Raw genomic sequence first — 14,381 nt, forward strand, 5'->3', positions numbered from 1 at the left:
AGAGTATAAAAAAACTATTTTTGTTCTAATAACAAATAAAGATACAATTATGTCTACTATAGAAAGAGTAAAGTGTTTGATTATTGGATCAGGACCTGCCGGATATACGGCTGCTATTTATGCTGCACGAGCTAATATGTCACCGGTGTTATACCAAGGGATGCAACCTGGGGGTCAATTAACTACAACAAACGATGTAGAGAACTTCCCTGGATATCCTCAAGGAATTACAGGACCAGAAATGATGATGCAGTTCCAAGAACAAGCTAAAAGATTTGGTACGGATGTTCGTGATGGATGGGCAACTAAAACAGATTTAAGTGGAGATGTAAAAAAAGTATGGATCAATGATACCATTGAAATCCACGCTGATACAGTTATTATCTCAACAGGAGCTACAGCTAAATATTTAGGATTGGATTCAGAGCAACACTACCTTAATTTAGGTGGAGGGGTTTCTGCTTGTGCGGTTTGTGATGGATTTTTCTACAGAAACCAAGAAGTAGTAATTGTTGGGGCTGGAGATTCCGCATGTGAAGAAGCACATTACTTATCTCAATTATGTAAGAAAGTAACTATGCTTGTTCGTTCTAATAAATTTAGATCTTCTGTTATTATGGAACAACGTGTTAGAAATACGCCAAATATCGAAATTCTAATGAACACAGATACAGTAGAGGTTCTAGGAGACGGTCAAGTAGTAACAGGAGTAAAAGTATTAGACAAAGAAACTAATATTGAATCTGTTATCCCTGCAACTGGATTCTTCGTAGCTATTGGACACAAACCTAATACAGATATTTTCCAAGGACAATTAGAAATGGATGAAACAGGGTATTTAATTACATCTGGTAAGAGTAGTAAAACATCATTACCTGGAGTTTTTGCTTGTGGTGATGTACAAGATTCAGAATACCGTCAAGCTATTACAGCTGCTGGTAGTGGATGTACAGCTGCATTAGATGCTGAGCGTTATTTAGCTAGTAAATAATAGACAATCTATTTAAACCATATAAAATCCCCCTTTGTAAAATTACAACGGGGGATTTTAATTTTAATACAAACTATTAAATAAGTAGTAGAAAGTGTTTTCCTGGAAATAATTGCACACATAGATTATAATTCCCAACAATATCACAAATCATATATCATTAATTAACACTTAATAAATAAACTTTTGTTATTCAGCAACAAAGAAAACACATAGTGTTAAAGTATATATTATTCTTTTTTAAATTTATTTTGTGGTCTATATTTGCATCACAATAAAACAAAGAATGACCAATCGGGGTGTAGCGTAGCCCGGTCATCGCGCCTGGTTTGGGACCAGGAGGTCGCAGGTTCGAATCCTGCCACCCCGACTTTTTCCGCATCAAAACATGCCTAAATCCGTAAGTATCATCTACTTGCGGATTTTTTCATATATCATAATAATCCATTGTAAATCAAGAATCTGGCCTGTTGGAATAATAATAACTTTAGAATACACACAACCTACTAGTTTAAATCCAATTCAAACAATCCTTATACTTTACAAATTTAGACTATATCTTATAAGCTCTGTCTCAACTCTATTATATAATTCCTCCCAGTTGTCTTGAGCAATTTCACTGGTATTATTCATAATTATAATCATACCGTAATGAGAGTCTGGACAAATCAAGATGCCACTTTGTACGCCATTAGAGGTTCCGGTCTTACCATAATAAGCTCCTTCTGTTTTACCATATCCTACATCCCAAAAATACCCTTTGTCATCTCCTTGTTCTAGATCCACAAAAAGTAAGCGAGAGGATTCTTTGATCCATAATGGGCTAGCTTCTAATTGAAATACCATAAATTTAGTAAGATCCTCTAAAGTAGAAATCATACCATAAGAACCTCCAAGTAAGGGGTTTCTTAATAAGGAAGCGATATTACCACTAGAATCAAAGCTCTTTGCTATTGGTTTATCTTTATAATTTTCATCTAATAAAAACGTCTGATTTAAATCTAGCTCACGTAGGAATTCTTCTAACAATTCTCTATACGGTTTATTATATATCTTTTCTAAGATATAAGCCATTAATTCAGGTCCTACCGAATTATACTCATAAACTTCACCTGGTAGTTTATCCAGCTTTATATCTTTAATCTCTTGTAGAAAATCCTCCATAGTGTAATCAAAGGCTTCATCTTGGTAATAACCTTGTGATACCTCTTGGTATACTTGAGCCAATTTCTTAGGCGCTTTACTGTCCATTCCCATAGTATGGGTTACTAAATTCTCAATGGTAACTGGTTTACCTTGAAAAACTAAATGAGTATAATCCGGTCCTAAATAAGTAGCAATATCATCTGCCAATGTAATTTTGCCTTCCAAAACAGCTTTAGCCGTTAAGGAGCCTAAAAATACTTTGGAAATAGAAGCTATTTCATATAAATTATTCTCATCTGGTAGGGTCTCACTATTAAAGTCTACTACACCATAATATTGCTGATAAAAAAAGCCATCACTATAAATAGCAATGGCTAAAGAATTTATATTTCCTTTTTCTAAAGTGTTTTTAGCTAAATTATCTACTTTATTACTAAGTGCTTTAAAAGACAAAGTATCTGCCTTATTCTCCCAAGCTATAGAGCTAGAGTATTTCTTAGCTTCTAAAGGAATCGCGAACTTCTCAGCAAAGCTATTTACTGAAAAGCACAGAAAGACAAGTACAAAAACTACATTATTATTCATGTTAAAAGCATTTTAGTGCTACTAAAATAAAAAAAAAGTTCTTGTTATAACTAAATTAACTTAAAACTCATTTTTTAATTGAGTATTTGGTTTTTAACCAAAGACTAACTCTTACTAGTAAAATAAGTACTGGAACCTCCACTAAAGGACCAATTACCCCAACAAATGCCTGAGGAGAATGAATACCAAATACCGCAATAGCAACAGCAATGGCTAATTCAAAATTATTACCTGCTGCAGTAAAGGAAATAGCAGCATTTTTATCATAATCCACCTTCATTGCTTTGTTTACGAAAAAACTAACAAAGAACATAAGTACAAAGTAAATAACAAGCGGAATTGCTACTTTAACTACTTGCATTGGCAATTGAATTATTTGTTCTCCTTTTAAGCTAAACATAAGTACAATAGTAAAAAGTAAGGCATATAAAGTAAAAGGAGAAATAAAAGGTATAAAGGTACGTTTGAACCAATCCTCTCCCTTGATTTTTATTAGATACTTATGACTTAAAAAACCAGCCAAAAATGGAATACCCAAATAAATAAGTACACTTTGCACTACATCACTCATATTGATAGAAATAGCATACTGTGCAAATCCAAAATAAGAAGGCAATACGTTGATAAAAAGCCAAACAAAGAAACTGTAAAACAACACCTGAAACACGCTATTTAACGCAATTAGAAGGGCTGCATATTCCCTATTTCCCTTAGCCAAGTCATTCCAAACAATTACCATAGCAATACATCTAGCCAAACCAATTAAAATCAATCCTACCATATAATCTGGCTGATCCCTCATGAAAATAATTGCCAAGACGAACATTAAAACAGGCCCAACAATCCAATTTAAAAATAAAGATAAACTAAGTACTTTTTTATCTTTAAAAGCAATTGGCAATAGATTATAATCCACTTTAGCTAGTGGTGGGTACATCATAATAATTAATCCTGCAGCCAAAGGAATATTGGTTGTTCCAATAGAAAGCTTATCCATAGTAATAGAAATACTTGGAAATATATTACCTAGTAAAACGCCAATACCCATAGCTAAGAAAATCCATAGGGTTAAGTACCGGTCTAAAAATTTCATTCTAACTTGCATAGCTTATTTTTTTATTTGTGATAAGATGTAAAACATTTCCCTGGCTATTTCAAAGCTTCGCTTAAAATAGCCTTCTTCTTGGTTTTTGGTTGTATCGAAGGCTTTTGGATCCTCATAGGTTATGGGAATGCGCTTCTCTGCCCCTACTATAAAGGGGCATCCATGATCAGCCTGTGAACAGGTTAAAACAGCCGCATAACCACTACTTGGATTAAACGTATCCTCATACTTCTTAGAAAAACAAATAATAGGAACTGCATTATCACTAGACTTTATAGCATAGATCGGATTTTGTGTTTCTGTAATTTTAAACACATTAAGCCCTTGCTTTTTTAAAACCGTAGCAACCATGGGATACAAGGCTGTTTGCTGGGTACCTCCCGAATAACATCGGAGCTTTGGAATGTCATAATAGCTTGCGGCTACTTGCATCCAAATCTGACATAAATGACTCCTTCTAGAATTGTGGGTACAGATAAAATTTAAATCAATAGGTAAACCCTTATTTACCTTATCTTGAATAAAGTAAATAAGAGGTTGAACTAGTTCGTTACGCTCGTGCTCTATTGGTACAGATCCTAGAATAGCGTCTATAAAGGTGTAGAGTTTAGGATACATCTTGGCTTTTTTAAATTAACAACATCCAGATCCAGGCGTACAACTATTGCTTTGCTCTTGAATTACATTTGGCTCAATGCCACAAGCATCCTCTGCTAAACAAGCTGTCAATGTGTTTTTCAATAAGAAATGAGTCCCATTAAAGGCTAAAAGGTATTTGCCAATAGTTTCTTTTCCTTGTACTTCTACTTCAATTTCTGCATCAACAATACCCAATTTTGTTTCTGATAAACGGATAATATTAAGTAGTTTACCTGGTTTTAAACGGTGCTCATAATCCTGTGCATTCCACAATTGAAAACTCACCTTAACCTCTTGTCTTATTGTTCCTCCACAATCAATAAATCTTTTAACTACTTGACCTACTTCTGTTACATGGAAGTTTTCCGCAACAAAGGTTCCATCTTCAAATTGAAAATCTACTCTTTCCAGATTTTCTAAAACTGTTTTTACTTCAGATAATTTCATATTATATTATTTTAAAAAGGTTTATACATCATCGTAATACTACGATGATGTAGGTTAAAATGCTAGCAGCATTGATTATTGGATGTATTTTGAGCAAAAAATAATTGGAATTGCTCAGAGAAGTTTTTCCAAACTACCTCATCAATACAATAACACACCGACTTACCTTCAATACTCCCTTTAATTAGCCCACTGTTTTTCAGCTCTTTCAAATGTTGAGAAATAGTAGCTTGAGCAAGGCCCAGTTCCTCCACTAAATCACTACAAATACACGCTTGTTGATCAATTATATATTGTAAAATTGCAAGTCGAGCTGGATGAGATAAAACTTTGAACATAGTAGATAAATTATTTTTTTTATCACTAAATAACTCTGATTTGGTAATTCCCATTTTCTAACTAATTTTAATATCGTAATATTACGATATTAAAAAAAAACTGCAAAACTATTTTTAATTATTTTAACAAACCTGCCATTACTACATTTAATAAAATCATAGAGAACTCTATAAAACTACTCCAGGACAAAAAACACGTAAAGCACTCTATAACTAATAATTATAAAATAAAAAAACCACCCTATATCTGGTGGTTTTCTATTTTATTACTAAAATTTATTTGAATTTTAGTATCTATTTTTCATTCTCTTTAAAGCTTCTTTATCTCTTTTAAAAATAGCTTTTCGAACTTCTTTTTCTCTTTTCATAGCTGATTTGTCGTATTTGTATTTTCTTTCAATACGATCAATATCTCTTTCATACTGATCCTCTAAACGATCAATCTCATCCTCAATTCTATCTTTATAACGGTCTTTACGATCTTCATAGTAATCGCGACGATCTTCGTAATAATCTTTGTGGTATCCTTTAGATTTTCCCCTCCAATTATTATATTGGGTATCCCCTAATATTAAACGAATATCTTTGTCTATTTGTATAGATAATTCCCTTTTTCTAACTCCTTTTTCGTAACCGGACAAACTTCTATCCTTCCCAATAGCTGCATATTCTCTTCCTATGCTGCGTTTTCTCTGGATTAGCTTCTCTCTTTGCTGATCGCTCAATCCATAGTAGGCACTTTTTTCTACTAATTCATCAATTTCAATTGGAGTTTCTTGGTAATCTTTACTCTGAGCCACTGCACTAAGACCGGCAAAAAGAGCAATAATAAATACATATTTTTTCATAGCATTGAAGTTTTATGTGTTCCAAACTACTACTTATTGTACCCATGCCCAAAAATTCAACCTCAATTAACGTAGATGTATCTAAAATATAACTATTTTTAACAATAAAAGGACTAAATTCTACCCATTGCTAAACTATTACCCATTGTTAACCTTTAAAATGCAATACCAAAAAGTACTTATATCTCTCTTCGGTTTTTAATTCCCAATATTCCATAAATGGTCTTTAAATGATATTTGACGGTATTTTCAGAGATATCTAGTTTTTGAGCTATCTCTTTATTTGTTTTGCCTTTTTTCACTAAATCTATTATCGATTTTTGACGTACACTTAGCTTAGTAGGATTAATACTATCTTGAATATTTTTTTGTTTTAATTGATCTAGGGTATTTTTTAAGGCAATATTCTTTTGCACTAAGTAGTTTTTATTGGCAGTATTTTTCCTTTTACCTTTAAGTAAAAAATAAAGCATTATAACTATTCCTATAAGAGCCACCAAGGCAAGAGCTAATAGACGAATCTCCTTAGTTCGCTGAGCTTGGGCTTGGGCTTGGAGTAACTGCTTTTCTAATAGGTTTAAATTACTGCTAATATTTACCGTATTAAATGCAGTAGCTTTAGTTAACACTACCTTACTAAGGGCTGAACTTTTTTCATATTCTCCCATATCTGTATAGTAAACAGCCATAATACGATGGGTCTGTAATACTTCACTTTTCCAGTGATAAAAAGTAGCAAGTTCAATGGTTTTATCGTATATCTGCTCTACTTGACTACTTTGCCCCATTGCAATATAATTGCGCAACAATTCCTTATAGACTACCACTAAGTACATAGGATCAGCTTTTTCAAAAATCCCAATAGCCTGGTTTAAATACTCTATAGCTTTCTCATGATCATTAGACTCACTAGCCACAATTCCCTTTAAATACAGCCAAATAGCATTAGCTCTACTCTCCACAGGAAAATCCATAGTACTAGCATCTACTTGGTTAAATAATTCTACTGCTTTACTATACTTAGCTTGTTCGCAATGTATCATGGCTATTTCAAAGAGAAATACTTTATCTAGATTCTGGGTTTCTTTGGTTTTAACTGCCTTTTCATAGGCCAATTCCATATTGGCAATAGCCTCAGGATATATCCCCAATTGACGTAACATCCTGGCTTTTAAAAAATAAGCATTACTCTTATCCCTATAAGTAGCTTTAGGACTATAGATGATTTCGCATAAGGATAATATGGACTGTTTATACTCTCCATTGTTGTTATTTTCCTGAATTTTAGTAGATAAAACAACAAAATCCATATCTTTAGAAAAACATACACTAACGCATAATAAACATAAAAAAAAATACAGCTTACGCATAGATTTATACTATTTCATACAACAAATTAAAGTTCTTCTCTTGTGGAAATATCCAATATTCTAAAAATATTTTTTAAGTGATACTTTACCGTATTTTCGGTAACAAACAAGAGTTCAGCAATTTCTTTGTTTGATTTTCCCTTTTTGACTAATTGTACAATTTCTTTTTGTCTGGGATTCAGTAAGCTCATCTGTTGCTTTGTAAAGGAGCGTCCACTAACATAGGTCTTTAATAAAGATAAATTTTCCCCTAAAAGTTGATTCTTTTCTAAAACCTCTAAAGCTATACGTTTAGACTTTTTATTTCTAAAGTAGATCACTATACTAACCATTACTAAAAGAACAAAAACACCACTAAGAATAAGAAGAATATATTGGTTTTGTTTGGACTTTTGTTCGTACATTTTCTTTTGCAAACTACTCTCTAAAACATTTAGCCTACCTAAAGCTCCTTTCTCATCGTATTTATAAGTTAACTCATTGGTGATTTGCTGGGCAATTGCTGCTTTTTCAAAATCTTGGATCTGATTGTAGTAGTAGGTAATATCCATATAAAGATTGGCTATATACATATCCATATTATACTTTTTAGCATAATACATACCCTTTTCAAAGCTTTCAATGGCATTATCGTATAATCCCATCTGACGATAAAAATCGATTTTCTTCCTATAAAGTAAAGGTAAGTCTACCTGAGTCCCTTTTTTAAGAATTTCTATTGCTTGGTCTAAATAATCAACTGCCCTTTGGTTATCCCCATCTTTACTATAAAGGGTACCAACTACAGAAAGGTACATAGCATGAGTATAATCGGGAATAAAAGCAAAATCCCCATCTTGAATATGGCCAATAAGCTCCCTCACTGTATGAAATTGCTGTAGATCGAAGGCAACAAAAACTTTCTCAAACTTTATTTGAGATGTAACCTCTTGAGCATATTGTGGGCTTTTAAGGCCATTTTCAAGAGCAAGATCAAGATTAACAACAGCCTTATCATAGCTATAAAGCCTTTTATAGGTTAAGTACTTAAGGTAATAGCTTAAATATTTATCATAGTAATCACTGGTAGGAGTAGAAATAATTTCTTCTAAGATTATAATAGAATCTTCGTATTGCCCATTGGTATTTAATGTGTGAATCTGTTCAAAAAGACTTTCCTTATCTATGCTTTGTGCCCTTAGAGTTGTAACACAACCAAAGACAAAGAAGAGCATACAAAAGAGAGGGAAAAATAAGCGTAACATATTTTAGGAAAATATAACACTCCAAAAGTATAAATTTTGTTAACATTTTCTTTATACATTAACACAAAAAATCACACAGTTTACAAATTCCACACCTTACCACCTACCACAACCTATTTTTACACATAAAACACATTGTTTTATAAACAAAAAAACAGCCAAAATGAATCATCTTGGCTGTTTTATTAAGAACTAATTCTAACTTATGGCTCCCAAATAATACGAGTCATAAAGTCCATTTTAACGTCTTCATTTGCCGACAAAGGAATACCAGTCACAAAACCTACTGCAAGGTTATGTAACAAAGCTACTTTTATTTGCGGACGCAACATATAGTGAAATTTTTCCTTATCAAAATCTAAGTTATTCTCCAAACCAATAAAGTTTCTAGTACCAGGTAATACATAAAATGCACTATAGTTAATGGTTCCTAAAACCTTTGTTCTACCATTAGAAAAGTGATTCTCAATTACAGGTCCACCAAAGATCATCATATTGAAATTTCCAAAATTCTGGGCAGCAATCAAAACAGGATTCATTCTCATTCCTGTAAAAAATGGTCCATTCCCATCTAGCTTTTTGAAATAATTCATCTCAAATTCATGGATATAAGCCACAGCTAAAGAAGTTTGCGTTCTCTGGTTTACATAAAAAGTATATTGAGAGGCTAATTTAATCCCCTCTATACGGTTGTTAGGAATACTTGCATTACCAATACCTGTTTCTTTATTAAAAGAAAAAGGAATCTCTACTTCTAAACCTAATCTATTTGCGATAGCAAATTCATATTCGATAAAACCAAAATACTCATTGTAATTTTTATGGTCGGCTACACCAAAACCGGCATTCCACTCCTTTTCTCCTTTATGAGCACCTAAATCACGCATTAAATCGAAAAACAATGGTTCTGCGTGTAAAACCTTAGGTGGTAGTGGCTTTTCTTGGTCTTTTATTAATGGTTCTTGTTGTAACACCTCTGAGGAAATACTCTTATCTGAAAGCTCTTTTTCAGATAGGCCTTGAGCCAAAGTAGCACCACTGATAAAAAGTGTAATAACTAAAAACACTTTTACTGTTTTTCTAAAAAAATCCATAGTTTTAATTTTTAAAAGCAAATTAAATCATTTAAAACAACACATATTAGCACAAAACACCATTTTTCTTACATAAAACACTTTGCACTATAACATTAGAAAAAAAGTCATTTCCTAGGAAAAAAAACAGTATCAAATAACACTCTAATCTTTTAAGGGATCTTTCTACTTATAAAGGTAGAAAAAAAAAAGCGAACAAAAGGATATTTTTATCCAATTAACACCAATAAAAATTTAGTTAATTTTAAGAAAAAATATCTTTTAACCAAGTAATAGATTTTGTTTTAATGTATATAATTCTATTTTTGCTTTACACTAAAACCAACCTTAACAATGAATAGTACGTTTAACACAAAGCTACTACTACTCTTAAGCTTACTAAGCTTTAGTAAAATAAGTTTTGCTCAACAATTGCCTTTTGTAGAAAAAGTGCCAGGCTATGCCTATGAAAAACATCCGAAAGAAGTTAAAAAAACATGGGAATCACCACAGGAAATTGCTTTAAACAAAGAACTTCCAAAGGCCTACCAATTTTCTTTTGATAATTTAAATCAAGCATTAAAAGTACACAAAGAATATTCAGACAACTATTTAAGCCTTAATGGTAGTTGGCAATTTAATTGGGTGAATCACCCTGATAAAAGACCCGTAGATTTTTATAAAGATGATTTTGACACCTCCATTTGGGATGTTGTTCAGGTGCCTATGAACTGGAACGTGGCAGGTATACAAGACTTTGGTAAACTAAAGTATGGAAAACCCATTTATGTCAACCAACCAGTTATCTTTCAGCATAGTGTTCAAGTAGATGACTATAAAGGCGGAGTAATGCGTACTCCTCCAGAACATTGGACTACTTACCAAGATAGAAATGAGGTGGGCTCATATAAAAGAGAATTTAATATTCCTTCTAATTGGCAAGCTAAGGAAGTGTATATACAATTCGATGGAGTAGATTCCTTTTTTTACCTATGGATTAATGGGCATTATGTTGGATTTTCTAAAAATTCCCGAAATCAAGCAAGCTTTAATATCACCGACTATCTACATACAGATAAAGTCAACACTGTTAGCGTAGAGGTATATAGAAACTCTGATGCTTCCTTTTTAGAAGCCCAAGATATGTTTCGTTTACCAGGAATTTTTAGAGAAGTTTCTTTGGTAGCAAAACCAAAACTACAAATCAGAAATCTAGTGGCTTTACCAGATTTAGATCAAAATTACACCAATGGGAGTTTAAAGGTGAGCTCCGAGATACAAAACTTGGATAAAAAAGCTCAAAAAGGTTTTAAATTAAAGTATAACCTATACTTAAATGAGCTATATAGCGATAATAGTACAGAGGTAAAGAATGTAGAAAAAACTACTGACTTGCCTAGTATTGCAGCAAATACTACGTATTATGCCCAAGCAGACATTGAGGTAATGCACCCTAAACTTTGGAATGCAGAGACCCCATATCGTTACACATTAGTGACTTCTTTAGTAGACAAAAACAATAAAGTGGTAGAAATAGTTTCTACTTATACTGGTTTTAGAAAGATTGAATTAAAACAAACTCCGGCTAGTGAGGATGAGTTCAACTTGGCAGGAAACTATTTTTACATCAATGGAAAACCGGTGAAATTAAAAGGAGTTAACCGCCATGAAACTAACCCTAACACAGGTCATGTGTTAAGTAAAGAGCAAATGGAGAAGGAGATTATACTCCTAAAACAAGCCAATATCAATCACGTAAGAAACGCACATTATCCAGATGATCCATATTGGTACTATCTATGTGATAAGTATGGTATCTACCTAGAGGATGAGGCTAATATAGAAAGCCATCAATACTACTATGGAAAAGCTTCTCTATCTCACCCCAAAGAATGGGAAGATGCACATGTGGCGCGAAATATTGAAATGGTGCAAGCAACCATTAACCACCCAAGTATTGTAATTTGGTCACTAGGTAATGAGGCTGGTCCTGGAGATAACTTCGTACAGGCTTATAAAGCAATTAAACAATTAGATACTTCTCGTCCTATACAATACGAAAGAAACAATTCTATTGTGGATATTGGCTCTAACCAATACCCTTCTATTGCATGGGTACAAGAGGCAGTTAAAGGAGATTATCCTATTAAATACCCTTTCCATATCTCTGAATATGCTCACTCGATGGGTAATGCAGCCGGAAACCTTATTGATTATTGGAATGCTATAGAATCTACTAACTTCTTTATTGGAGGAGCCATTTGGGATTGGGTAGATCAGTCCATTTATAGTTATGACAAAGAGACCAATGAAAAATACCTAGCCTACGGGGGAGATTTTGGAGATACTCCAAATGACGGAATGTTTGTTATGAATGGTTTACTATTTGGGGATTTAACTCCAAAACCTCAATATTACGAAGTAAAGAAAGTGTATCAAAACGTAGGTGTAACCCCAGTGAATATGGAAAAGGGGGAAATTGAAATTTTCAATAAAAACTACTTTACAACCCTAGATGATTACCGTCTAAAATGGCTACTTATCAAAGATGGAGTAGCTATTGACTCGGGATATAACTTTAAAGGTTCTATGGAAAACTTAGGCCCAAGACAGCGTACAGTTTTACAGTTACCTATTGATAATAAAACCTTAGAAAATCAAAGTGAGTACTTTGTTGACATTGAGTTTATAACTAAAAACGATAGTTTTTGGGCAAAAAAAGGATTTGTCCAAATGCAAGAGCAACTTGCATTAAAACAAGCTAACAAAGCACCTATTGCAATAGCAACAGACAAAGCAAACAAGCTACATTTACAGCAACAGGGGAATTTTACTACGATACAAAACAACTTATTTAAGGTAAGTTTTGACCAAAAAACAGGAAGTATCTACTCCTTAGATTATGGTGAAAATCAAGTAATAACTCCTGGAAATGGTCCTGTGTTAGATGCCTTTAGAGCTCCAATGGACAATGACAACTGGGCCTATAAACAGTGGTTCAGCAATGGATTACATCAATTAAAACACAAGGTAGTTTCTAGCGAGCACTATAACACAGATAAAGGAGAGATTGTATTAATTTTCCAGGTTGTTTCCCAAGCAGATTTCCCAAGTGAAATCACAGGTGGATCTTCTGGGAAATACAAAATAAAAGATCTAGAAGATCAGAAATTCACCCAGGAAGACTTCCATTTCAATAGTAGCTACATCTACACCATTTACCCAGATGGCTCTATAGAGTTACAAAGTAGTATGCATTCCAATAATGCTAATCTACCTTTACCTCATCTTGGCTTCTCTCTTGGGGTATCGCCTATGTTAGATAACTATACCTACTATGGAAAAGGTCCGTTTAACAACTATATCGACAGACAAAGTGCTGCCAATATTGGACTATATACCAGTAAGGTAAAAGACTTATATGTACCTTGGGCAAAACCACAATCTACTGGTAATAGAGAACAAGTTAGATGGTCTTCCTTAACGAATGACAATGGAGATGGTATTGTCTTTATAAGTAAAGATGGCTTTAGCGCTTCGGCTTTAGAGTTCAGTGAATTAGAACTTACCTTAGCTGCACATAGTTATGAGCTTCCTAAAAGCCACCTAACTCATGTACATCTATTGCATTCCTCTACTGGATTAGGAGGAAATAGCTGTGGACAAGGTCCACCACTGGCTTGGCACAGAGTAAAGGCTGATGCACAATTATTTGGTTTTATGATTCGTCCTGTTTACCACAATGACCAACAAAGTAAAACTAAAGTGGATTTAAAAGGAGCTAGTCCAATTTTAATACAAAGGGACAACAAAGGGATGGTAAATTTATTTAATGCCTCCTACGCCCCTATGATGGTTCAAATCGATGATGCTAAACCATTTTTGTATACCAAAGAGTTTGAGCTAAAGAATAAGGCAAAGGTAAAGACATGGTATAAAGACAACAAAAAAATTGTCAATACAGCGGAATTCCCAGCTATCGACCATGTTGCTCTAGAGGTAGTGGCTAGTTCAAGTGTAGAACAAGGTTATGGAGATCCTATCAATTTACTAGACAATGACCCATCGACGATTTGGCATTCTATGTATTCGGTAACAGTTGCTCAATTTCCACACTGGATTGTATTTGAAATCTTAGAAGATAAACCAATCACTGGTTTTACTTATTTACCTCGTCAAGAAGGAGTAACAGGGGATGTAAAAGCTTATCAAATTCAACTAAGTGATGATTTAGACAATTGGTCGCAACCAATTATAAAGTCAGAGTTTGAAAACAGTAAGAAAATACAAAAAGTCTTTTTTGACTCCGCTAAAAAAGCTAAATATATTCGCTTTACAGCTCTTAGTTCTCAAAACGGACAGGACTATGGCTCTGGAGCTGAATTTAGTGTATTAACTAGTGCACCAGAGGAGCAATAGAACAACTATTTTAAAAATAGTTATATAAAAAAACGGACTGTATTTTTACGAGGGCACTGAAAAAGTCCCTTTTTAAAATAGAAGCTTAAAGTAAAGAGGTAAACTATTAAAAGCAATCGCTTTTATAGTTTACCTCTTTCTGTTTATATTTACCTGTTTTTTAAAATTCACAGGTT

11 protein-coding genes and 1 tRNA gene are annotated in these 14,381 nt (G+C 33.4%); 3 read left to right on the forward strand and 9 right to left on the reverse strand.

The window, feature by feature from the left end; genetic code table 11:
• The first annotated feature begins 49 nt into the window (after positions 1-49).
• A complete protein-coding gene (gene trxB / locus ACYSNX_RS02075) occupies positions 50-991 on the forward strand; it encodes a thioredoxin-disulfide reductase (RefSeq protein WP_461753033.1) in 942 nt (313 codons plus the stop codon).
• A 295-nt stretch (positions 992-1,286) separates the two neighbouring features.
• Positions 1,287-1,361: transfer RNA gene (locus ACYSNX_RS02080), tRNA-Pro, on the forward strand.
• 170 nt (positions 1,362-1,531) lie between these two features.
• Here the strand turns inward: ACYSNX_RS02080 and ACYSNX_RS02085 are convergent.
• The 9 genes from ACYSNX_RS02085 to ACYSNX_RS02125 all read right to left on the reverse strand — a co-directional run bounded on the left by ACYSNX_RS02085 (position 1,532) and on the right by ACYSNX_RS02125 (position 9,807).
• A complete protein-coding gene (locus tag ACYSNX_RS02085; RefSeq protein WP_461753034.1) occupies positions 1,532-2,722 on the reverse strand; it encodes a serine hydrolase domain-containing protein in 1,191 nt (396 codons plus the stop codon).
• 67 nt (positions 2,723-2,789) lie between these two features.
• Positions 2,790-3,827, reverse strand: coding sequence for an ACR3 family arsenite efflux transporter (arsB, locus tag ACYSNX_RS02090; protein WP_461753035.1), 1,038 nt, complete (start codon positions 3,825-3,827; stop codon positions 2,790-2,792).
• A gap of 3 nt (positions 3,828-3,830) precedes the next feature.
• Positions 3,831-4,445, reverse strand: a complete 615-nt coding sequence (locus ACYSNX_RS02095) for an arsenate-mycothiol transferase ArsC (RefSeq protein WP_461753036.1) — start codon at positions 4,443-4,445, stop codon at positions 3,831-3,833.
• A 15-nt stretch (positions 4,446-4,460) separates the two neighbouring features.
• Positions 4,461-4,913 (reverse strand): DUF6428 family protein, encoded by a 453-nt coding sequence (locus ACYSNX_RS02100; RefSeq protein ID WP_461753037.1) that lies wholly within the window; start codon positions 4,911-4,913, stop codon positions 4,461-4,463.
• Positions 4,914-4,975: 62 nt separating this feature from the next.
• Positions 4,976-5,305 carry an ArsR/SmtB family transcription factor gene (locus ACYSNX_RS02105; RefSeq protein ID WP_461753038.1) on the reverse strand — a complete coding sequence of 110 codons (330 nt, stop codon included), beginning with the start codon at positions 5,303-5,305 and terminating at the stop codon, positions 4,976-4,978.
• A 233-nt stretch (positions 5,306-5,538) separates the two neighbouring features.
• Complete coding sequence (locus tag ACYSNX_RS02110) at positions 5,539-6,099, reverse strand: hypothetical protein (RefSeq protein ID WP_461753039.1); 561 nt, start codon at positions 6,097-6,099, stop codon at positions 5,539-5,541.
• Between the two features lie 179 nt (positions 6,100-6,278).
• A complete protein-coding gene (locus ACYSNX_RS02115) occupies positions 6,279-7,409 on the reverse strand; it encodes a LuxR C-terminal-related transcriptional regulator (RefSeq protein WP_461753040.1) in 1,131 nt (376 codons plus the stop codon).
• 86 nt (positions 7,410-7,495) lie between these two features.
• Positions 7,496-8,713 carry a LuxR C-terminal-related transcriptional regulator gene (locus tag ACYSNX_RS02120; RefSeq protein ID WP_461753041.1) on the reverse strand — a complete coding sequence of 406 codons (1,218 nt, stop codon included), beginning with the start codon at positions 8,711-8,713 and terminating at the stop codon, positions 7,496-7,498.
• Between the two features lie 203 nt (positions 8,714-8,916).
• Positions 8,917-9,807, reverse strand: a complete 891-nt coding sequence (locus ACYSNX_RS02125) for an HAEPLYID family protein (protein ID WP_461753042.1) — start codon at positions 9,805-9,807, stop codon at positions 8,917-8,919.
• Positions 9,808-10,140: 333 nt separating this feature from the next.
• On the opposite strand from ACYSNX_RS02125, the gene ACYSNX_RS02130 reads away from it, so the two are divergent.
• Positions 10,141-14,205: a glycoside hydrolase family 2 TIM barrel-domain containing protein gene (locus tag ACYSNX_RS02130; protein ID WP_461753043.1), complete on the forward strand. Its 4,065-nt coding sequence runs from the start codon at positions 10,141-10,143 to the stop codon at positions 14,203-14,205.
• Positions 14,206-14,381: the final 176 nt, after the last annotated feature.

It is taken from the genome of Myroides sp. LJL115 (assembly GCF_054871665.1).

Coding starts and splice junctions, on each gene's coding strand:
- trxB (WP_461753033.1), top strand. CDS start 50: ATGTCTACTATAGAAAGAGTAAAGTGTTTGATTATTGGATCAGGACCT.
- ACYSNX_RS02085 (WP_461753034.1), bottom strand. CDS start 2,722: ATGAATAATAATGTAGTTTTTGTACTTGTCTTTCTGTGCTTTTCAGTA.
- arsB (WP_461753035.1), bottom strand. CDS start 3,827: ATGCAAGTTAGAATGAAATTTTTAGACCGGTACTTAACCCTATGGATT.
- ACYSNX_RS02095 (WP_461753036.1), bottom strand. CDS start 4,445: ATGTATCCTAAACTCTACACCTTTATAGACGCTATTCTAGGATCTGTA.
- ACYSNX_RS02100 (WP_461753037.1), bottom strand. CDS start 4,913: ATGAAATTATCTGAAGTAAAAACAGTTTTAGAAAATCTGGAAAGAGTA.
- ACYSNX_RS02105 (WP_461753038.1), bottom strand. CDS start 5,305: ATGGGAATTACCAAATCAGAGTTATTTAGTGATAAAAAAAATAATTTA.
- ACYSNX_RS02110 (WP_461753039.1), bottom strand. CDS start 6,099: ATGAAAAAATATGTATTTATTATTGCTCTTTTTGCCGGTCTTAGTGCA.
- ACYSNX_RS02115 (WP_461753040.1), bottom strand. CDS start 7,409: ATGGATTTTGTTGTTTTATCTACTAAAATTCAGGAAAATAACAACAAT.
- ACYSNX_RS02120 (WP_461753041.1), bottom strand. CDS start 8,713: ATGTTACGCTTATTTTTCCCTCTCTTTTGTATGCTCTTCTTTGTCTTT.
- ACYSNX_RS02125 (WP_461753042.1), bottom strand. CDS start 9,807: ATGGATTTTTTTAGAAAAACAGTAAAAGTGTTTTTAGTTATTACACTT.
- ACYSNX_RS02130 (WP_461753043.1), top strand. CDS start 10,141: ATGAATAGTACGTTTAACACAAAGCTACTACTACTCTTAAGCTTACTA.